Source organism: Listeria farberi, assembly GCF_014229295.1.
GTDB lineage: Bacteria > Bacillota > Bacilli > Lactobacillales > Listeriaceae > Listeria > Listeria farberi.
This window is the reverse complement of the sequence record NZ_JAARZL010000002.1, coordinates 110091-132784: the sequence shown is the minus strand read 5'-3', so window position 1 is coordinate 132784 and position 22694 is coordinate 110091. Positions and strand designations below refer to the sequence as shown.

Below are 22694 nucleotides of genomic sequence, written 5' to 3'. Positions count from 1 at the left end.
TATTACAGCATATACCTTGAAGTCCACTCCAAGTCAACCTTTAACTAAAAAAATCTCCCGGAAAGCCCGAGAGATTTTTTGCTTTTTAATAAAATTGGTCCGGTAGTAATGTTTCACCTAGTTTGATGTTGTCGCGATAATCAATTGGAATATCTACAACGACTGGGCCTTCTGTTTCAAGCGCTTCTTTTAATACGTCGCTAAGTTCTGACGGTTTAGTCACACGAAGTCCTTTTGCACCGAAGCTTTCGGCGAATTTAACAATATCGACATCGCCAAAACGAACAGCTGCTTCTTTGCCGTATTTCATTTTTTGTTGGAAAGCGACCATATCATAGCTTCCGTCATTCCACACAAGGTGCACAAGTGGCGCACGCAAGCGGACAGCTGTTTCTAATTCCATTGCCGAAAATAAGAAGCCGCCATCACCTGAAATCGAAACAACTTTTTCGCCTGGATGTACGAGTGTTGCAGCAATTCCCCAAGGAAGAGCGACACCAAGCGTTTGCATACCATTACTAAATAGTAAACGGCGTGGCTCATAAGAACGGAAGTGACGCGCCATCCAAATGTAGTGCGAGCCAACATCGACTGTCACGGTTACATTATCATCAATCGCCGAACGAAGCGTTTGAATGACAGATAACGGATGTACGCGATTTGTTTCATCACTTTCTGGTGGTACATCTCTTTCTTCTAATTGCGCATGAAGTTCTTTTAACGTTTCAAGTTCTTTATCAGCTAATTCCAAACCGCTAAATTTCGCATTAACACGATCTAATGTAAGTGCAATATTTCCAACTAATTCGGTCACTGGTTGGTAGTAATGGTCAATATCAGCACGGATGTCATCTAAATGTACAATCGTTCTATCGCCTGAAGCATTCCAAGCTTTCGGATCGTATTCAATTGGATCATAACCTACCGTAATAACTAAATCGGCTTTATTTAGCAAAATATCACCTGGTTGATTGCGGAAGAGACCTACACGTCCAAAGAAGTTATCTTCTAAATCACGCGAAATCACACCTGCTGCTTGGAAAGTTTCTACTACTGGAATACTTGTTTTTTGCAGTAAACGACGAATGGCACCTGTTACTTCTGGGCTTGAGGCACGCATACCTAATAACAATACTGGTAATTTCGCTTTTTTCAAACGAGCAACTAATTTAGCGACTTGTTCTTTAGAAGCTGGTCCATTTTCTGGTTTAGCAAGTGGACGAATTGCTTTTACAGGTACATTTGGTTCGTTCACTATATCTTGTGGCAAACTCACGAAAGCCGCGCCTTGGTTCGGTTCTGCCGCTGAACGAAAAGCGTTGGTGATTGCTTCTGGAATACTTTCAGCGTGAACTACTTCTTCACTATATTTTGTAATCGGACGGAAAAGCGCAGCGTTATCCATCGATTGGTGAGTTCTTTTCAAACGATCTTGTCTAGTTACGTTTCCCGCAATCGCCACTACAGGATCTCCTTCTGCTGTTGCGGTTACGAGCCCTGTCGCAAGGTTCGATGCGCCAGGCCCACTAGTTACAAGCACAACACCAGGTTTCCCCGTTAGACGACCGATAGCAGCAGCCATAAACGCCGCATTTTGTTCATGACGACTGACAATTAACTCTGGTCCGCGTTCTTCCATTACATCAAAAACTTTATCAATTTTCGCACCTGGAATACCGAAAACATGCGTTACTCCTTGATTTATTAAACTATCAACAACTAAGTCTGCTCCTGATTTACCTTTTGTTTGGTCTTTTTCATGCTTTTCCATCTTTATCATCCTTTTGTTATATAAATTATTTATATTTAAGTAGTACAGATTATAATAAAATCTCATTCACTAGACTTATTATACTACTCAAAAGAATTATTGCAAGATTACCGTCTCGAAAACTGTTATACAATTATATAAAAACTGTTACACAAAAAAAGAAAGAACTTAGTCAAACTAAGTCCTTTCCGGTGCTTATTCTTGCGTGGCGCGATATTCGTCGTATTGTTTTTGCATTTCTTTCATTACTTTTTTCATACCCGCATCGTTTAATTTAGCTTTGAATTTCTCTGTATATTCTACTGGATCGACTGTTCCGGTTAAAAGTGCTGGGGCAAATTCATTACAAACATTTGTAATTGAAGCGATTTCTGTTCTTACTTTAGATGAGTCGAAATAGAAACCTAAGCCCGGTGATGCTACTGATTTTTTATTGAACTCTTTAAATTGATCCCATTTATCTGCTGGTTCATCTTCATATAATTTTAAAATGAAGTGATTTCCAAGTGCATAAGTTGGCATACTATAACGCTCGACGCGTGCTGGTAAATCTTGAATTTTGCCATCATCTAACTCTTTATAATGGGTGCCTTCAATTCCTTTATCAACCAAATTGCGTAAATATTCATCTGTGTTCAGTAAATCAAGGAATTTCACTGCTTCTTCAGGATGTTGACTTGTCACGGATACAGCTTGAATTGCGCCTGTGACTGAGTTATTTTTAATGATTGGTGTTTCAGCAATTGGTTGTGTGACTACTTTATATTTACCGCCTGTATTTTTATCCCAAATGTTTTCTGCGTATGGTTGGTATTTCTCAATACGTACAAACCAGTTTTCTTTATCGTAAGACCATGGATCTGTCGATGTCGCAATATCTTTTGTAACGTAGCCTTTTTGGTAGAAGCTATGAAGCGATTTTAAGGTTTCTAACGTATCTGGTTGTTCATAAAAGTTAACGATTTTACCAGTATCCTCGTATTGGTTAACAGCAAAAGGAAGTGGTACAGCGTTATCGATTAAATAATCATATGAAAATGCTGGCTTAAAGTCTTTATTCCCACCAATTGGTGTGATGCTTGGTTCGTTTTCTTTAATTGTTTTTAACATTGGTTCTAAATCACTGAAATTTTTTACTTTCGATATATCCATTTTATATTTATCGACTAGATTTTTATTGAAAACATAGACTTGTTGTTCGCCGACTTCTTTGTTGGAAGGTACACCGTAAATATTACCGTCAATCGTTGCCCCTTCCCAAAGAACATCATTTAATTCTGCTTTCATTTTCTTGCCTTCTTTATCTAGGTATTTATTTAATGGCAAGAATGCACCTTTTTGCGAATAAGAAACGAATTCTCCTGCTGCTGAATAAGCAATATCAAAGTTTTCTCCGGAGTTAATAACGGTTTGCATCCGCTTGCCGTAGTCGCCCCAGTCGATTTGTGTCATTTCTACTTTGACACCAATTTTTTCTTCGGTATATTTATTTACTTCTTTCATTACTTTTTCTGTGTCTTTTTGAGGTGTACCAATCATGTACCATTTCAGTGTCGGAACTTCATTTGCATCTGCTTTCTCATCGCTTCCGCACGCCCCTAAAACTAGTAGCAAGCAGAGTGATGCGATGATTACTCCCCATTTCTTTTTCATTAAATTCCCTCCATCTTTTTTATTCTTTTACGCCGCCAATGGTCAGTCCACTAATGAAGTATTTTTGGAAGAACGGATAGGTAATCGCAATTGGTAATGTCGAAATAACAACCATCGCCATTTTTGCACCGTCTTGTGGTATGGACTTAAATGCGCCGGCAGTATAAGCAATTTCAGAGTTTTGCCGCATGAATTCTAAGTTGTTTTCAATTTTCATAAGTAGCGATTGTAACGGAACTAAATTTGGATTATCAATATAAAGTGATGCTTGGAACCAGTCATTCCAGTAACCGAGCGTAGAGAAAAGCGCGATTGTCGCAAGCCCTGGTAAGGAAAGCGGGACGACCATCTGTAAAAAGATTCTTAGTTCCCCAGCCCCTTCAATTCGAGCTGCCTCAAGTATTGGTTCTGGAATAGACCGTAAAAAGAACGTGCGCATAATCATAATGTAAAAAGCATTCATTGCTAGTGGTAAAATCATCGCCCAAATGCTGTTTCGTAAGTGCAAGAATTGTGTCATAACGATATATGCTGGCACCATTCCGCCACTAAATAACATTGTGAAGAAGGCAATAAATGTGAATTGACGGCGATATTTAAATTGTGGTCTGGATATTGCGTAAGAATAAAGCGCAATCATTGCAACACTGCATACAGTACCAATAACTGTAACTAAAATCGTGATGCCATATGATTGTAAAAGCTGACCTTTCATCTTCCATAAATACTCGTACGCTTCCATGCTCCACTCTTTCGGTATTAGTTGAAAGCCATTTGCCGCCAGAGATGTTTCGCTCGAAAAAGAAATAACAATAATATATAAAAATGGAAAAATACAGATGAGCGCTAAGAAAGCGAGCATAACATTCATCGCCACATTCATCTTTTTGCCAAAACCGATAATATCTTTTGCTGGCTGGTTTTTTGCTGGTTTTTCCATTTCGCCTCGGACTTGTTCTATTTCACTTACCGCTTCAAGCTGTTCTGCCAAAGTGCCTCGCCTCCTTTTTTAAAATAAGCCATATTCCGGATTTATTTTTTTCACGATGTAGTTAGTGAGTAACACTAGAATAAAGCCGACAATTGACTGATAGAAACCAGCTGCCGCACTCATACTCATATCTCCAAGTGACGTTAAACCACGGTATACATATGTATCAATAACATCCGTCACAGGATAAAGTGGTCCTGAATTTCGCGGTAGTTGATAAAACAAACCAAAATCAGAGTTAAAAATCTTCCCGACATTCAAAATCGTTAAAATAACCATCAGTGGCGTTAGTGCAGGAATCGTTACATGTCTGATTTGTTGCCATTTACCAGCCCCATCAATCATCGCGGCTTCGTAGTATGTCCGGTCAATTCCGGCAATCGCTGCAAGATAAACAATACTTCCATAACCAAGCCCTTTCCAGACATTCATCATGATAAGGATAAACGGCCAGTATTTCGGATCGTTATACCAGGAAATCGGGTCCTGTCCGAATGCAAGTAAAATATTGTTCATGAGTCCGCTATCTTCACTTAAAAAGCTAAATAAGAAATAACTCACAACTACCCATGATAAAAAATGGGGGAAAAGCATTCCTGTTTGATAAATTTTTGCTCCTCGTTTATTTAGTAGGCTGTTAAAAATAATAGCAAGTGCGACACCAAGAAATAGTCCCACAATAATAAATACTAAATTATAGAGAACGGTGTTTCGGGTAATAATAAAAGCGTCGTTTGTTTGGAATAGGAATTTAAAATTTTCAAGCCCCACCCAGTCGCTGTTCATAATACTGGATAAAAATCCTTTCCCATCAATCTTGTAATCTTTGAACGCAATCACTGTACCAAACATCGGTAAGTATGAGAAAACCAGGAACCAAAGGACACCTGGAAGTACCATTAATAGCCAAATCCGATTAGCTCGAATTTGTGATAAAACTTTTTTCAATCCATCCACCCCTCTTTTTTGTAAGTGCTTTCAACATCTTTAGTTTATCGTTTTTCCAAGGGTTAAAATAGTTGCGGATGTTTAGATTTATAGACAAACATTAGAAATAATCTTATTGATGGATTTTTCGGTAGCGATTTGGTGTTTCTCCTGTGTGCTTTTTAAATTGTCGATAAAAATAAGCCATATCGGTATAACCAGATTTTCCAGCAATGATCGTTAAATTATCTTTTGTTTGCAGCAATTCTTCCTTCGCATAGTTAACTCGGTAGCGATTTAAATAATCCGTAAAATGCTCACCCATTTCTTTTTGAAAAAGTTGCCCGAGATAAACAGCATTAATGTGGAAATCGTTGCCAAGCGTTTTTAAAGACATCCCTTCTGCAAAATGTTCGGTAATATATGATAATACATTTTGGATAATAGGGCTTTTTGATTCATCGGTTTGTTTTTTACGATTGTAGTAACGAATAGCATAGTTAAGTGTCGCTTCTTCTAGCCCCTCAATACTTGTTTCTTCTGCAATTCGCCCCATTGACTCACTTAATTCTTTAGGGTCTGATTCTGCCATCATCACAAGCAGCTCATTCAAAATATGGAGCATTTGATGCGGATCGCTTTCTAATTTATGATCGTTCCATTCTTTAAAAAAGTTGTTGATCCATATTTTGATTTCTTTTTCATTATTCATTACGAGTAGTTTTGCAAGTTGATGTTGTTTTCTTTTTGGTCGCCAAGTATGTTTCGTACGTTTTTGGTAAGCAATTAAGCTGCCGGACTCTTTTACAAGTCGTTCTGGAAGTAATCTTGTCAGTTGACGAAATGCTTGCGGATACATTATCTCCCCTTGTACTTTTTCACTAATAAATATATAAAAAGCTTCATTCGAGATTCGTTTTTTAATCTCTTGATGAATCGCTAAAATTTGTTCGGATATAGAGATTTTTTCGGTTATTCCTAAGATGATTTCATTTTCTGGAGTAAGCAGCATAAATGGATAAGTGCGCCGGTAGTATTCAGAAAGCTTTTTCCATTCAGCTATGTCGATTTCTTTGGTTGGTTGAATCTGGATGAGGACGGCGCTCTCGTTTTGATTTAAAGTCATATCGTATAACGCCAAGCGCTCTTCCCATTCTTCTTTATTAATTCGTAAATTTAGCCAACGCCAAATTGTATTGTCCCGTAGAATGTAGTACGCTTCTTCCCTTGGTACGACATTATCTGTCACTTGTTTTTTCTCTATTTGTACGAATGTTTCTTTTAATTCTTGTTCGTTTAAAGGTTTTAATAAATAATTTTCGATTCCCGCTGAAAGCCCACGTTTTACATAATGAAAATCTTCAAATCCGGAAAGAACGACGGTTTTAGTCGTCGGTTGGCGTTTTTTCCATGCATCGATTAATTCTAAACCGTTCATCACAGGCATTTCTATATCTGTTAAAAGTACATCCACTTCTTGATCCGCAAATAACTCTAGGGCTAGTGCGCCATTTTTGGCTGTCCCAACAATTTCAATGTTTTGCTCAAATTCTGGAATAATGCTTTCTAAACCTTTAAGGATAAGGGGTTCGTCGTCTACTAGTACTATTTTTAGCATCACTTTTCTCCTCCCGTATTTTGAGGTACTTGAAATAGAATGATCGTACCTTCATTTGGCTTACTTGTAATCGTTAATGAGTAAGCTTCACCATATAAAAGTTGCAGTCGTTTGTTTAAATTAGCTAGGCCGATGTGGCTTGTTTCAGCTTTACTTTCAATCGTTTCTTGCACTTCTTTTAGTTTTTCCGCGTCCATCCCTTTGCCATTATCTTTTATTTGAAATTGTAAATTGCTATTTTCCGCCATGACTGTAATAGTAACTACTGGATGTTGGTTTTCTTTATAGGCATATTTGAAAAAATTCTCAATGAGTGGCTGCAACGCAAATCTTGGAATATGCGTATGATTAAAACGCTTTTCAATATGGATGTCTAGCTTAATCGGCTGTTCGTGGCGCATTTCCATAAAACGAACATATTGTTTTACATAATTGATTTCTTCGCCTAAAGTCGTGATTTCGCGATGGTTAGCAGTATAGCGTAATAACGTCGCAAGTTGGTAGATCATATCACTTGTTTCTTTTGCCCCTTCTACCCGCGCGTTCATCCTAATTGCTTCTAAAGAATTATAAAGAAAATGAGGTTGCATTTGTCCTTGAAGCGCTTTGAGTCGCGCTTTTTGTTCTTCCATTTCGAGACTATAGACCTTCTTCACATAAGCGTCGAGATTTTCAGTCATATGGTTAAATCGCTCACTAATCATCGTCAGTTCATCCCCGTTATTATCGACAGGAAGTTTTGCATCAAGCGTTCCATTTTCTACTCGGTTCATCCCACCAATAATTGTCAAAATCCGCTTGGAGTAGCGCCTGCTTATCACAAAATTAACGCTAATTGAAAAAATAACGAGTAACAAACCAATCCCAAATAAAGTCAACTCTATTAGTGGCGCACTATCATCCGTGACACGATATAAAAAAGTATTATTTTTTAAGCCAGTAGTTTCATCCTCTGTTTTTTGAAAGTAGATTTTCTTATTATCTACATTCATCCAGCCTTGTTTTTCGGGTGGAGTTATTTGTTTTGCAGGGTGATTGGAATATAACTCGGCTCCTTTAGTATTATTTATTTGGAAAATCGAGTTTTTATAATCTTTCGTAATCCATTTGTTTAAAAAGGTCGGATCAATATAAAGCAATAGATAGCCCATTTGTTTTAATGTACTCGGATCGTTAATCGGCTGCTTCACGACAATTTTATTTTCTATCGTATAAAAATTTCCTTGTTTCGATGCTTGACTGGCAATATTTTCTTCACCATATGTATCAACAGTTTCTTTCCATTCACGGTAACGGCTCGGGAATGTATAGGAGTAGCTTCCGTCATCCGAAATGAGTTGAAGCGCAATAATATCTTCATCATACGAAAAATAAGACTGTAAATAGGTTTGCATATCTACAGAATAAAAATTTTTACTTTTAAAATAGTTGTCGATATTTTGCTCGGTGTAGCTACCGTAGTCATTTGTCATCGCAATTTGAACATCTTGCATCAAATCACTATTGCGGTAAATATCTTGCGTTAAACTAATTAATGCCTTTTGCTTTTCAGTTAAAGCTTCCAACTGCTTGCTGGCGATAGTTTCCGCTCTTTGGAGATTGGTATCTAGCTGAATGTTGGTATAATATTTATAAATGAAAAAAAGTAACAAACTCACGGTAAAAAGACTTGTTAAAGAAAAAATTAATAACATCCTTTTAAAAACGCGCTTACGTGGTAATTCTTGTGTCATTCTAATTCCCTGCCCCCTTTTCCTTTCTGATTATTGCATACTATCAAAAATAATGTAAGGGGTTACTTTGGCTCCATTTGTTTGAAACGGTGTAAGTTGATTTTCATTATCCAATAACTTGGTAAAACGCCCGAGATAAACAAAATAAAAGCTGGCATTTTAGAAATCAACCATGCACAAAAAACAAGTCCAACCACAATCATAAAGGTATTTTTAAAACTTGTAATAGCTAGTAAGAATGCTTGACCAACATAAGCGCGAACATTTTTCATTTGGAAGTGAACAAATACGGTAAAATACTGTAAAAAGGCAATACCAACGAGAAAAAGTAAGAACATCAAGAAAAAGTATAAAATGGTCGACCAAAATCCTTGCATCAGTTCAAAAACAATCCGTAAATCAGCATAAAGAAATATCCCAATGGCTGCAAAAATCCCACCTGCTAAATTAGCAGAAACAAATACTTGCTTATAAGTTTGCCAAGCTGATTTCCAAACAGGCGTGTCTAAATCACCTCTCGCCCATTTTCTCGTAATCGTAAAAAGAGCAACTGTCGCTGGCATAAACCCAAGCACAATCCCGCCCATTAATACAAGAAAAAGCCATACTAAATTCGTCCAAACAAGCCGTATTATCCAATCACTAATAACTGAGAATTTATCAATAAGTTTCATTCTTTTTTCTCCTTTGATAGTAAGAGAAAGCCTGAGTTTTTCGCCCAGACTTTTCTTTTTTATTTACTTAATGGACTTCCCTTTACATATACACCACATAAACTTAGGACAAATTCACTAAACATCGCATTCGACCAAGCAAACCAGTCGCGAGTGAATTCAGCTGGGTTGGAAGCATTTACTCCTTCATGCATGTAATCCGTTCCGCCATCACCAGCTATTAACATCTCTAAAATCGCTTGTTTCTCGCTTTCTGTTCCTGCGGTTAACCCTTCAATACTGAGCGCAATCGGCCAAACATAATGATCTGGCGTATGAGGACTACCAATTCCAGTAAGTACGCTACCTTCTACAAAATAAGGATTTTCTCGACTTAAAATGAGTTTTCTAGTCGCTTGATATGCTGGATCATTTTTCTCACAAAAACCTAGATACGGCGCAGCGAGTAAGCTTGGTACATTGGCATCATCCATAAATAACTTACGCCCAGTTCCGTCAACTTCATAAGCGTAAACATCGCCGTAATACGGGTGCGCTTGTTTAGCGTATGTTTCAATTCCAGTTGCGACTTCTTCTCTTAACTCTGAACTAGCTTGGGTTAATTCCTTATCATCCGGGTAAAACTGTGCCGCTATTTCTTTAGCGTAATCCATCACTACGACCAAAAACATATTACTTGGCACAAGATAACCGTACATACACGCATCATCACTTGGTCTAAAGCCACTCCAAGACATTCCCGTATAACTTACATCTGTTCCTTTGCCATTATTATTTAAAGTATCTGATTGACGCACATTTTCTCGTTCAAAACGATATGGACTTTGCTCCGTATGCTTTTGTTCCGTTTTAAATACATCGATAATCTGATGCAAAGCCAGCCTAAATTCCTCGGTAAAATGACCCGTGTGATTAGTGCTTTTCCATAATAGATAAGCTAACTGGACTGGGTAGCAAAGTGAATCAATTTCATACTTCCGCTCCCAAACAAGGTCTGTCATCGCTGTCTTATCTTGTTGAAAACCGGCACCATTCGCAGTTTTATTAAAAGCATTCGCATAAGGATCATGAAGAATATATTTTGTTTGCAGTTTTACAAGATTTTCAATTAACGTCGCCATCTCCTCATCTTCTTCTGCAACAATTAAATAAGGGCGGATTTGGCTTGTTGAATCGCGTAACCACATAGCTGGAATATCGCCTGTAATAACAAACGGATGCCCCTCTTCTGTTTCCTGCAAAGTAGTTGTATAGGTGTTAGTAAAACATTTTTCAAACATGCGATGTAATTTTTTATTTTCTGGAAAGGTCGTTTTTACTATATCAATCCATTTGTTAAAACTTGTTGGTACTTTCTTTGTCATGAATTACACTCCTTTTAATGTGATAATTTCGTTTGGTTTAACGGTAAATTGATTTTTGGCATCTCCTGCTGTTTCTTCTAAAATGGTCGATTTTCTCCACAAATCAACTGTGTTTAATAGTTTTGGCTCGGATGCTGTTTGATAAAAACGAATAATTGGTTGATTGTCTTTCGCTAGTTTAAATGCGGAAAAAACCAGTCCGTCTGCTACTTTCCATTTCGCAAAATCTTTTGTTTCTGCAAGGATTTTTTCTTTTGATGATGAAGGGTGTTGAATGGCAAAAGTAGGTGTTAAGAGTGCGTTAACTTGTGCAGGGACATTGACGTTTGATTCGTCTGTAAGGAATACATGGAACTCGGCTGTGATTTCGCGGTGGCATTCTGCTTCATATGCCGGGAAATCACCCCAGTCGCCAATTTCTGATACTGCGCGTAACAGTGTTAGTTCCAATCTATCCCCTTGCTCGCTTACTTCATATTCCGGTAAGTCAAGGCTTGCAACAACGATATTTCCACTGGCAACAAAACCTTGTTTCCGGTTATCATTAGCAGGATTTGTCCATTCTTCCACTTGTTTATTCGCGCGCGTTACTACTTCAAAAACACTGCCCGCTTGATGTGTTTCTGTTTGTTTTCCAGTTGGTAAAAGTACGCGAAGGCGATGGTCATCCCCTCGGTTATCTAGTTTAACGCGAGCAGTTAGTTGCTTATCATGTTTATTTAGCGTCAATTCTGTAGTGATTTTAAAAGTAGTACGATAGTCCGAACGATGTGACTTCCGTGCCGGATGCCAAACTAGTCGGCGTTTTTCTTCAGCAAATGTCGCACTTGCGCTTACTGGGATTTCTATTTCATGTTTAATTTCGATTGTCTTTCCAAGCTTATCTTCACGCAACACGCGAATCTCAGGTTTTGAATTATAGGTATTTATTCGTAAATTATCGCCCGTTTCTTTAAACATATACTCGTTACCAATATCGCCAACATCCTCATATGCACCAAGCCCCGCGACTTCTACAGCAGTCTCTTTATCCAAAATGGAGTAAGTTCCGTTCGGCGCGATTTCTACTTTTAAATATTGATTTTCTAACTGTAAGTCCTTTGTTAGCTCTTTTTTATCATCCGAAACTGCGACCGGATGCGCATAGATTGTTTGATAACCAACAGCTGGTAAATGTTCCACAGTAAAGGTTAGTTTATATTTTCTTGCAAAATAAGAATCACGGAATTTTCGCTCTGGTAAATCATAGTTAAAATGAATACCAAGTGACTCAACCACAACCGGAATTTCCTCCCCATTACTTGTTTCCATCCGAAAACTTTGTTCGGGAAGTTTTGCTAATTCATCTGGTATCAGTTCAAAAGGCATCTCAGAAAAATGAATCGCGTCTGTTTCAAGTTTAAGTTCGACAGTTCTAGTTGCTTCTATCCCACCTGCATGGAAAACAGTAATTGGAATACCCGCATCATTCGTTACGATTTGTCCCGTTATTTTACGTGCTGCGTTTTGAATAATCGCCATAGTTGTTTGTTCGACTTTTTCAAAACGAGTCTCCATTTCGCGGTGCACTTCATCCAAACTACATCCTGTAATGCTGTCATGGATTTGATTTTCCATGAGTAATTTCCAAGCAAAAGCCAGATATTCATGCGGATAACTAACACCTGCTTCTGTCGCCATTACTGAAATTGGTTCCGCTAAACGCTCTAATAAACGTTCCATTTTAGCATTGGCTTGTTTCAAGTAAATACGCGAGGAAGCCGTATTAGCAAGCGTTGACCAACCATCTGATTGTTGGCTCGTTAGTTCTCCGTGAACTGTTTGTAATTTTTCAGGTTCAAGCCCGGCTTTGACAGCATCTTGGTATTTTTCAAAATGACTATGAATAAAATCAATCTCTGGATACAGTTCCCGCGCTACTTCAAGCGCTTCTGCTAAATCTGTTTGGACAGGCTGGTGGTCACAACCGTTCATAAATAACCATTCATCTGTTGACGCAAATCGTTCCACGTCTGCCAATTTTTTATCCCAGAATTTTTTTGCTGCTTCTTTATCAGTTGGAATTTCATTACCATTGGAATACCAATTGGCGAGTAAAATTCCTAAAACTTTCGAGCCATCCGGACTTTCCCAGAACATCTCTGAATATTTTGAGGCAAAAGCACTATCAAATACTTGGTTATTAAAGCCAGTTGGGTTAACGCCTCGTCCAAAAACAACTGTGTCAAAACCAGCTTGACGCATTAATTGCGGCACTTGACCATATAAACCAAACGTATCAGGAAAATAACCAATTTTTTCCGCTTGACCGAATTCTTCCGCCATTTCTAATCCATATTGCAAATTACGAATATTCGCTTCTCCACTCGTCAAAAAAGCATCTTGTAACATATACCAAGGGCCGATTCGCAGTTTCCCGTCCGCAACCAGTTGTTTCATTTTTTCTCGTTTAGCAGGTTTTACAGCTAAATAATCTTCTAACATAATCATTTGTCCATCCATATGAAAATGATTAAAACCAGTTTCTTTATCAAGTAAATCTTCTACTTCATCCATAAGTGTAACGAGCCTAAATCTTAAGCTTTCCAGTGGTAAAAACCATTCTCTGTCCCAATGAGAATGCGATATAATATGCGCTTTCTTTCTAGTCATTTTGCCCCTCCAAATATTCTTTTTGTATTCGCTTTCAAGCTAAGTATAGTAAGGGCTAAAGCGAATTGCAATGCTACGCCAAAAACTACTATGAATAATCCATTTTCCCTTGATTTGTCCATTTAGAAAAAGCTTATTCCTTACCGCTCTAAAGATGAGAAAAACGGCCCTGCTAAATTCCTTTCAAAAGCCAAATTGACTTCTTTTCCCGCTATGATATATTGAAACCGTTCTAGACAAAAAGAAAGGATTTGAGTATATAGATGTTTTTCACAAAAGATAAATTACGCGGCAGACTCGATGAAGTCGCACTTTACCGCTATGAAAAAACGCATCCGATTCAGAAATTCCAAGCAGCTGAGGATAAGGACGGAAACATTGCAGCGCGCCCTAAAACTGTCATTTATGATAACGAATTAAACATTGGAGAAAACTGGGCCGGCCGCGATCGCTACGTCTGGTTAAAAACAACGATTACCTTCCCCAGTACCAAACAAGGTACTCGCTTAATCGGTTACTTTGATTTTGGCAATACCGGCGACGGTCATAATTCTGGTTTTGAATCCTTATTATTCGTAAACGGCGAACCACTCCAAGGCGTCGACCAAAATCATCAAGAAGTTCTTTTCCCAGATAGTTTTGCTGGAAAAACAACCGAACTTGTCTTTCGTTTGTGGTCTGGTCTTGAAGGTGGCGGCATTCCTTCCATCCAAACACATTACTTAAAAGAAGCATTTATCGGTTATTTAAACCTCGTGATTGACGATTTGTATTTCACGAGTAAAGCTACCTTAAAAACACTCGATCAACTGGAAGAAAATAATCCGACGCACGCTCCCCTACTTCAAGCTATTAACCGCGCTTACCTAGCGATTGATTGGGGAACACCAGGCTCTAACCAAAATCTTGCCTCCATGGAAGACGCTAACCGAATCTTGCAAGCAGCACTAAAAGAAATGCCGAAAAACTTTCCTATCAAAGTGGCAGCAGTTGGACATACCCACATTGATGTAGCATGGCTATGGCGTTTAAAACATACCCGAGAAAAAGCAGCACGATCATTCTCGACCGTGCTCCATTTAATGGAAGATTATCCTGAATACTTATTTTTACAGTCACAGCCCCAACTATACGCCTACATCAAAGAAGATTATCCAGAAATTTATGCCAAAATAAAAGCTAAAATCGAGGAAGGAAACTGGGAAGCTGATGGCGGAATGTGGCTTGAAGCCGATTGTAATATCCCTAGTGGAGAATCACTCGTCAGACAAATGCTCTACGGTCAGAAATTTTTACGCGAGGAGTTTGGCAAACCTTCTAGTTTTTTATGGCTTCCTGATGTGTTTGGTTATAGCTGGGCCTTGCCACAAATTCTCCGTAAATCAGGCATCAAAACTTTTATGACGACTAAAATTAGTTGGAATCAATATAATCGTATGCCGCATGATACGTTCCAGTGGCGCGGTATTGACGGTACAGAAATCCTAACTCACTTCATCACTGCACCAGAAAAAAACAGCCGAATTTCTACTTATAATGGTAAAATGACCGCGCGTGAACTGGTGGGACTTTGGGATAAATACCAAGATAAAGAAATAAACCAAGAATTATTACTTGCTTACGGCTACGGCGATGGAGGGGGCGGAGTAAATCGCGAAATGCTTGAGATGCGTCGTCGCTATGATAAAATGCCAGGAATCCCTGAAGTAAAACCAAAAAGTGCTACCGATTATTTCAATAATTTACATGAAACGATTCAGAGCACTGATCAATATGTCCACACTTGGAACGGGGAACTTTACTTTGAATACCACCGCGGAACTTACACTAGCCAAGCCTTCACGAAAAAAATGAACCGTAAAATCGAGCTTGGTTTAAGAAATAGTGAATGGCTTTCTGTTTTAGCGAACCTAAAAGAAGGAACTACTTATCCAACTGAAAAATTAGCGAACATTTGGCAAATACTACTTCGAAATCAGTTTCACGATATTATTCCTGGCTCTTCCATCAAAGAAGTATATGATGATGCGCTAATTGAGTATACTGAAGCATTCACCGAAAATAATGCGATTATCTCTAAACAACTGGAAAAATTAACCCAGCAAGCTTCTGAAAAAATAACGCTATGGAATAGTTCCACTTGGAATCGGCCGCGCTATATCGAAATTAAATCCGATAATCCCGCTAGTAACTTAGCCTTTTATGATCAAAAAAACAAGCACCTCCCTGCACAAAAATTAGCAAATGGCGCGTGGCTCATCCAGCACCATAACTTGCCAGCGCTCGGTGCCACAAGTGTTTCCGTTAAAGAAGCAACTGATGAGCTAGCAAAATCGCCTTTCACTTACAAAGACAAGCAATTAGAAACACCCTATTATCAAATAACTTGGAATGAAAACGGCCAATTCACATCCATTTTTGACAAAAAAAATAACCGTCAAGTATTAGCAGAAAACGCGCGAGGTAATGTATTTCAATTATTTGAAGATAAGCCGATGTGGCATGATGCCTGGGATATTGATTTATTTTATCAAGAAAAACAAAAGGAAATAACCACATTAGACTCTTTTGAAGTAATCAATAATGGACCACTTGAGCTCACTATTAAACAGGTGCTTCACTCAGAGAAATCACAAATTACGCAGTGGATTCATTTTTACCATGAGACCCCTGAAATCAGATTTGAAACAGAAGTGGAGTGGCGTGACCGTAACCAGTTGCTTAAAGTTGCTTTCCCTGTTTCCGTTCATGCCAGTGAAGCTAGTTATGATATTCAATTTGGTAATGTCAAACGACCGACGCACTGGAACACAAGCTGGGATTATGCTCGTTTTGAAACAGTTGGACATCAGTGGGCCGATCTTTCTGAAAAGAATTACGGTGTCAGTTTGTTAAATGATTCCAAATACGGCTATGATATTAAAGACTCGACAATTCGACTAACCTTACTCAAAGCAGCTGGATACCCTGACCCAGAAGCCGATTTAGGCCTTCACCAGTTTACGTATTCGCTTTTTCCACATCAAGGAGATTTCTTAGACGGAGAAACAGTCCAAACTGCTTGGGAATTAAACAACCCGATTTTCACATCTAACGGAGAAATCGAACCATTCTCGCTTTTCCAAGTTACTAATCCTTATGTGATGATTGATAGCGTCAAACAAGCTGAGGACGGTAATGGTCTTATCATCCGACTGCATGAATTCGCAGGTACACACGGCGAAGTGACATTAACTAGCGATTATGCTATTACTTCCATCACAGAATGTAACTTACTGGAGGAAAACGAAACAACTCTTGAAACAACAACATTTGCCATTACTCCTTTTGAAATTAAAACTTACCGAATTTATCTAAAATAAAAAAACACGCAGCCAGGCTTCTCCCTAAGAAGTCCGCTGCGTGTTTTATTAGTTTAACGTGATCAGATTAAAGTTTAGTAACTTTTTCTGCTTGTGGGCCACGTTGACCTTCAACGATTTCAAATTCAACGCTTTGACCTTCGTCTAAAGTTTTGAATCCTTCACCTTCGATAGCGCTGAAGTGTACGAATACATCATCTCCGCCTTCTACTTCGATGAAACCGAAACCTTTTTCACTATTAAACCATTTAACTGTACCTGTTTGCATATTTCACAAACCTCCAAAAATTTTCTTAATATGTTTCTTTTACTAACGAAAAAGATGTTAACAACAAGCTAATCATTTTTTCAATTACAAAATTCACATATTAGTAAAGATACTCATTTACATCAATATCCTTGCTAATACATAAATATACTTCCTGCAACACTTATATATTAACGCCAACGGACAAATAAATCAAGTGAAAAAGTCGCACGGTTACAAAATAGAGTATTCAGTTTATTGACTAAAAAACCCTGCTATAAGTTAATTCTTATAACAAGGTTTTCTATTAATCGATAATACTTCTATCTTTAATACGCCATTTCACAAGTAAATTATGTAATGGTTTACGAACTAAGAAATAAACGCCTAAAGAAATAAGCACAGAAGCTGTACCAAGGAAAAATCCACCTAGTACATCTGTTGGGAAATGCACGCCTAAATAAACACGTGTATACATTACAAACAAGATAAATCCATAGCCGATAATTCCGATAATGATTTTTTGCCACATTTTTGGCACTGTGAAAATTAAGAACATCGCTGCAAGGCCATAGAAAACCGCCGTAGCAGTCGCGTGTCCACTAGGGAAACTAAAACCAGATTCCTCTATTAACCAGTTAACGCTATCTGGACGTGTACGAGCAACTAATGTTTTCAAAACTAGATTAAGGACAACACCACAAGCGAGCATCGTTCCACCAAACCATAGTCCGACAACAAATTTTCGTAAAAAGAATAAGATAAGAACGACTACAATCGTTAAAATAATCGTTGTTTCTGCACTACCTAAATTGGTCACTAGTTTAACGATAGCTGTTTTATCAGGTTGAATCCCGCCGCGAATCTTTTCAATCCAACTTAGGTCAAAACGCGCTACCCAGTTACTTTCTGTTGCAATGGCTGCGGCGATTGTAATAAATAAAATCAGACAAAATCCGCCAATAACGAATAATGGTGTCGCTTTTTTTCGATTTGTATTCATGGTTAACTCCTTTTCATTCGGTTGTTTTTAAAAATTGCTTTACTTCTTTTACAAGTTCTTGATACTGCGCTTGTTCCGGTGTCGCTTCATTTGTAAGTTCAGTTACAGTGTCTCTTTCGTAGCTAACTGATCCCGTACTAACAAATGTTGCATTACCAATTAATTGTAGCGAAATTTCACCAGCTTCGTCTTTTTTGGCAGTCACTTGCACCCGCCCACCATCATTATAAACATTAAGTGGCGTTTCAAAAGTATCCTGGTCTAATATTTTTTTAATTAAACTACAAGCCGACATCGCTGTTCCGCAAGCATTCGTAAAACCAACGCCGCGTTCAAATGTCCGCACATAAATTGCATCATCGCTTAAACGTTTCACAAAACTAACATTGACGCCATCAGGAAAATAAGGATTTTCGCTGTTTAAATAACTCGCTAATGTTGCTTGTTTATCCGTGTCTAACACGGTTTGGTCCACAAAGGTAATCAAGTGTGGATTTGGAACCGACACAGCAGAAAAAGCTAGTTCCGAATCTAGTTCAGGAACGACTTGATTAAATAATTTTTCCATACCGACATTCATTGGTAAACTTTTTGCATTAAATTTAACTGGAGAAATTTCGACTTGATACGTTGGTATATCAAAACCAAGTGAAGTTGCTTTTTTGACATCCAGTATCGCTTTCATTGTTTCGACTTTTGCTTCTGTTAATGCGTGCTTTTCAAGTAAATAGCGAGCTACTGTTCTTAAGCCATTGCCGCACATTGAAGCAATCGATCCATCCGAGTTAACGACACGCATTTGGCCAATTGGTCCAGCTTCATTACTTTTTGTGACATATAAAATACCATCTGCCCCACCAAGCGAATGCGCTCTATCACAAAGCTTTATTGCAAAATCAGCACGTTTCGTATCCGACCAATCCATAATTTGATTTTCTTCTTCATCAACTAAGAAAAAATCGTTTTGCGAACCATGTACTTTTGTAAAGTGAATTGTTGCCATTCCTTCAAGCAACCTCCTTTATTTGGAATTACGTCTATAATACCACATCTTAAATTAAAAAAGCTTGGGGAACCTCCTTTTTAAACTACTAGGATTTTCCCCAAGCGAGCATTAAGCTTCGTAGTGTTTTACAACAATATCAGCACAGCGGCCACAAAGTGTTGGATGTTTTGGATTTACGCCTACATCTTTTTTCACTACACGGCAACGTTCACAAGTTTCGCCTTCTGCTACAGTAATTTGAACAGCTACTTGATTCGATTTAAATGCGGATTCTGGTGCATTTTCTAAACCTTCCACTAGTTCAAAATCAGAAACGATGAATAGTTGTGCAAAATCGCCTTCTAAAGAATCAAATAGTGTTTTCGCTTCGCCGTCTACATATAAAGTTACTTTAGCAAGCATTGATTTACCGATTAATTTTTCGTTACGAGCGAATTCTAAAGCTTTTTGAACGTTATCGCGGATTTGCATGAACGCGTCCCATTTCGCAGTAATTTCTTCACTATCAGCTAATACTTTTACATCTGGTAAGTCTTGTAAATGAATACTTTCCGCGCCCTCACCAATCAAGCTATTCCAAACTTCTTCTGTCGTATGCGGTAAAATTGGAGCAAGTAATTTTGTCAAAGTAACAACCGCTTCATAAAAGACTGTTTGCATAGCACGACGATCATGACTATCTGCTGCTTCGATGTATACAACATCTTTGGCAAAGTCCATATAAAATTGGCTTAATTCTACTGTACAGAAATTATTGATTTGGTGGTAAATAGTAGAGAATTCAAACGCTTCATAGCTATCCTTCACATTTTTCACTAAATCATTTAATTTAATCAGCATGTATTTATCTACTTCACGTAAGTTTTCATAAGAAACACTGTTAGTAGTTGGATTAAAGTCATTGATATTTCCTAGTAAGAAACGCATTGTGTTACGGATTTTACGGTACACTTCGGATACTTGTTTTAAGATTTCATCACTAACACGAACATCAGCTTGATAATCCACAGAAGCCACCCAAAGGCGAACAATATCCGCTCCAAGTTGTTTAATTACTTTGCCTGGAAGAAGAGTATTTCCAAGTGATTTACTCATTTTACGGCCTTCCCCATCCAGTGCAAAACCATGACTCAGCACGTTACGGTAAGGCGCTTCGCCAGTAATTGCTACAGCTGTTGTTAGGGATGAGTTAAACCAACCTCGATATTGGTCAGAGCCTTCCATGTATAAATCAGCTGGACGACTTAATTCTGGACGAGCGTTTAATACGGCTTGATGACTTGAACCAGAATCAAACCAAACATCCATAATATCCGTTTCTTTTGTAAATTCGCCATTTGGGCTACCTGGATGCGTAAAGCCAGCAGGTAATAAATCTTTCACATCGCGTTCAAACCAAACGTTCGAACCATGCTCACGGAATAGTTCTGAAATATGGTTGATTGTTTCGTCTGTGATAATCGCTTCCCCGTTTTCCGCATAGAAAATAGGTAGCGGAACGCCCCACGCACGTTGACGAGAAATAACCCAGTCGCCGCGGTCGCGAACCATATTGAATAGACGTGTTTCGCCCCAAGCAGGAGTCCAGTTGACACCTTTAACAGCTGCGAGTAAATCATCACGGAATGCATCAATCGAAGCAAACCACTGCGCTGTAGCACGGAAAATAACTGGTTTTTTCGTACGCCAATCATGTGGATAAGAGTGAGTGATGAATTCCATTTTTAGTAATGCGCCCACTTCTTCTAGTTTTTCTGTCACCATTTTATTCGCTGTATCGTAAAATACGCCTTCAAATCCTGGAGCTTCTTCTGTAAATACGCCACGATCATCTAGTGGAGCAAGAATTTCCAAATCGTATTTTTTCCCGATTAAAAAGTCATCTTCCCCGTGTCCAGGAGCCGTATGAACCGCACCCGTTCCGGCTTCAGCAGTGGCATGTTCGCCGTTCATTACTAAGGAATCACGGTCATAGAATGGGTGTTTAGTTACAACGCGGTCAAGCTCAGAACCACGAACTGTTTTAACAACTGTCGCATCTTCAAAGCCTAGTTTTTCACGTAAACTTGGTAAAAGTGCTTCTGCTACAACATATTTTTCACCCGCAGATTCAATTACTACATAGTCCAAATCAGGGTTAACAGTAATACCCATGTTTGCAGGGATTGTCCAAGGAGTTGTTGTCCAGATAACGATATTCGTTCCTTCATCTAGTACACCTTTTCCGTCTGTTACTTTGAAAGCCACGAAAATCGAAGCAGATTTTTTATCTTGATATTCGATTTCTGCTTCTGCAAGTGCAGATTCACTAGAAGGAGACCAATAAACAGGTTTTTTACCTTTATAAATGTAACCTTTTTTCGCCATTTCACCGAAGACTTTGATTTGCTCTGCTTCGTATTCTGGTAAAAGTGTAATGTAAGGATTTTCCCAGTCGCCGTTAATTCCAAGACGTTTGAATCCTGTACGTTGACCGTCTACTTGCGTCATTGCATATTCAGCACATAGTTTACGGAATTCAGCGATAGACATTTCTTTCCGTTTAACACCTTTTTTGGCGATAGCTGTTTCGATTGGCAGTCCATGTGTGTCCCAACCAGGAACATACGGAGAGCTGAAGCCAGCCATTGATTTATAACGAACAATAATATCTTTGATTGTTTTGTTTAGAGCATGACCCATATGAAGCTCACCGTTTGCATAAGGAGGCCCATCATGCAAAATATACGCCTTGCGTCCAGCATTTTTTTCTTGGATTTTCTCATATAGTTTTTCTTCTTCCCATTTTGCTTGCCATTCAGGTTCTTTGTTTGGCAAATTTCCACGCATTGGAAAATCTGTTTTTGGCATTAATAACGTATCTTTATATTCCATGTTTTATTCTCCTTTAAATCTTTATTTTTAAACACAAAAAAATCTCTCCCAAAAAAGGGACGAGATTCGCGGTACCACCCTTGTTGACATGCATGTTAATTGCTTGCCCACTTCATTAAAGCCATAACGCCGGCTCGCGCTAACACTTACTCAAGCAGTTGCTTTTTCGGGTTAGAACTAAAGAGTGATTTCGATTTTTTAGAGGATAGCTGGTCTCGCACCTTGCACCAACTCGCTTTGTATCCTATATCTAAAAAATTTACTTGTCTCTTATAATCGTTTTTAACGTTCTTCTGATTCAGCAGCTTCGACTTCTTTAATAGACGCTAGTTCTGTTGCATCTACATCGTAAGCCATCATTTGCTGCCAATCTTCACTTTTAATTAAATCCATTTGCGCTTCTACTAACATACGCAGACGCTCACGGAATACTTTAGATTGGCGTTTTAGGTCTTCAATTTCAATCGCGATTTTGCGCGCTTTAGAAAGTGAGTCGCTTAAAATTCGGTCTGCATTTTTTTCAGCTTCACGTATAATAAGTTTTGCTTCTTTTTCAGCGGAAGCTTTCACTTCTTCGGCAGCTGTTTGTGCCACGATTAATGATTTGTTTAATGTTTCTTCAATGTTTGTAAAATGACCTAAACGTTCTTCACTATTATTTAAAGTGTCCTCAATACGCTTTTTCTCTTTAATAACTTGTTCATAATCTTTAATGATTTGATCGAGGAAGTCATTTACTTCGTCTTCGTCATAACCTCTAAAACCACGGGTAAACTCTTTGTTATGTATATCCAGCGGCGATAATGGCATATCTAGCAC

15 protein-coding genes and 1 other annotated feature are annotated in these 22694 nt (G+C 38.4%); of the genes, 1 reads left to right on the top strand and 14 read right to left on the bottom strand.

What is annotated here, in order from left to right:
• Window positions 1–85: 85 nt before the first annotated feature.
• From alsS to HCB38_RS08190, 9 genes are all read right to left on the bottom strand, one after another.
• The gene (gene alsS, locus HCB38_RS08230) at window positions 86–1780 is read right to left on the bottom strand and encodes an acetolactate synthase AlsS (RefSeq protein ID WP_003769540.1); all 1695 of its coding nucleotides are present in this window, start codon (window positions 1778–1780) and stop codon (window positions 86–88) included.
• 186 nt (window positions 1781–1966) lie between these two features.
• Window positions 1967–3424 carry an ABC transporter substrate-binding protein gene (locus HCB38_RS08225; protein ID WP_185618299.1) on the bottom strand — a complete coding sequence of 486 codons (1458 nt, stop codon included), beginning with the start codon at window positions 3422–3424 and terminating at the stop codon, window positions 1967–1969.
• A 19-nt stretch (window positions 3425–3443) separates the two neighbouring features.
• Window positions 3444–4415, bottom strand: a complete 972-nt coding sequence (locus HCB38_RS08220) for a carbohydrate ABC transporter permease (RefSeq protein WP_185319198.1) — start codon at window positions 4413–4415, stop codon at window positions 3444–3446.
• An 18-nt stretch (window positions 4416–4433) separates the two neighbouring features.
• Entirely contained in the window at window positions 4434–5363 is a 930-nt protein-coding gene (locus tag HCB38_RS08215) for an ABC transporter permease (protein ID WP_185319199.1), read from the bottom strand.
• Window positions 5364–5475: 112 nt separating this feature from the next.
• Entirely contained in the window at window positions 5476–6960 is a 1485-nt protein-coding gene (locus HCB38_RS08210; protein ID WP_185607866.1) for a response regulator transcription factor, read from the bottom strand.
• Complete coding sequence (locus HCB38_RS08205) at window positions 6960–8699, bottom strand: sensor histidine kinase (RefSeq protein WP_185638329.1); 1740 nt, start codon at window positions 8697–8699, stop codon at window positions 6960–6962. The genes HCB38_RS08210 and HCB38_RS08205 overlap by 1 nt, the downstream gene beginning before the upstream one ends.
• Before the next feature lie 56 nt (window positions 8700–8755).
• Window positions 8756–9367, bottom strand: coding sequence for a YesL family protein (locus HCB38_RS08200; RefSeq protein ID WP_185319201.1), 612 nt, complete (start codon window positions 9365–9367; stop codon window positions 8756–8758).
• 59 nt (window positions 9368–9426) lie between these two features.
• Complete coding sequence (locus HCB38_RS08195) at window positions 9427–10731, bottom strand: glycoside hydrolase family 125 protein (protein WP_185607864.1); 1305 nt, start codon at window positions 10729–10731, stop codon at window positions 9427–9429.
• A 3-nt stretch (window positions 10732–10734) separates the two neighbouring features.
• Window positions 10735–13383, bottom strand: a complete 2649-nt coding sequence (locus HCB38_RS08190) for an alpha-mannosidase (protein WP_185638204.1) — start codon at window positions 13381–13383, stop codon at window positions 10735–10737.
• Between the two features lie 263 nt (window positions 13384–13646).
• On the opposite strand from HCB38_RS08190, the gene HCB38_RS08185 reads away from it, so the two are divergent.
• Window positions 13647–16745 carry an alpha-mannosidase gene (locus HCB38_RS08185; RefSeq protein ID WP_185638202.1) on the top strand — a complete coding sequence of 1033 codons (3099 nt, stop codon included), beginning with the start codon at window positions 13647–13649 and terminating at the stop codon, window positions 16743–16745.
• A gap of 67 nt (window positions 16746–16812) precedes the next feature.
• Here the strand turns inward: HCB38_RS08185 and cspB are convergent, their stop codons facing one another.
• The 5 genes from cspB to divIVA all read right to left on the bottom strand — a co-directional run bounded on the left by cspB (window position 16813) and on the right by divIVA (window position 22685).
• Entirely contained in the window at window positions 16813–17013 is a 201-nt protein-coding gene (gene cspB / locus HCB38_RS08180) for a cold-shock protein CspB (protein WP_003723180.1), read from the bottom strand.
• A 286-nt stretch (window positions 17014–17299) separates the two neighbouring features.
• On the bottom strand, window positions 17300–17995 hold the full coding sequence (locus HCB38_RS08175) for a phosphatase PAP2 family protein (RefSeq protein WP_185319205.1): 696 nt from the start codon (window positions 17993–17995) through the stop codon (window positions 17300–17302).
• A 13-nt stretch (window positions 17996–18008) separates the two neighbouring features.
• Window positions 18009–18998 carry a diaminopimelate epimerase gene (gene dapF, locus HCB38_RS08170; RefSeq protein ID WP_185638201.1) on the bottom strand — a complete coding sequence of 330 codons (990 nt, stop codon included), beginning with the start codon at window positions 18996–18998 and terminating at the stop codon, window positions 18009–18011.
• Between the two features lie 111 nt (window positions 18999–19109).
• A complete protein-coding gene (gene ileS / locus HCB38_RS08165) occupies window positions 19110–21875 on the bottom strand; it encodes an isoleucine--tRNA ligase (RefSeq protein ID WP_185638199.1) in 2766 nt (921 codons plus the stop codon).
• A 52-nt stretch (window positions 21876–21927) separates the two neighbouring features.
• Window positions 21928–22161 (bottom strand) — a binding site (T-box leader).
• Window positions 22158–22685, bottom strand: coding sequence for a septum site-determining protein DivIVA (gene divIVA, locus HCB38_RS08160; RefSeq protein WP_003725769.1), 528 nt, complete (start codon window positions 22683–22685; stop codon window positions 22158–22160). It overlaps the preceding feature by 4 nt.
• Window positions 22686–22694: the final 9 nt, after the last annotated feature.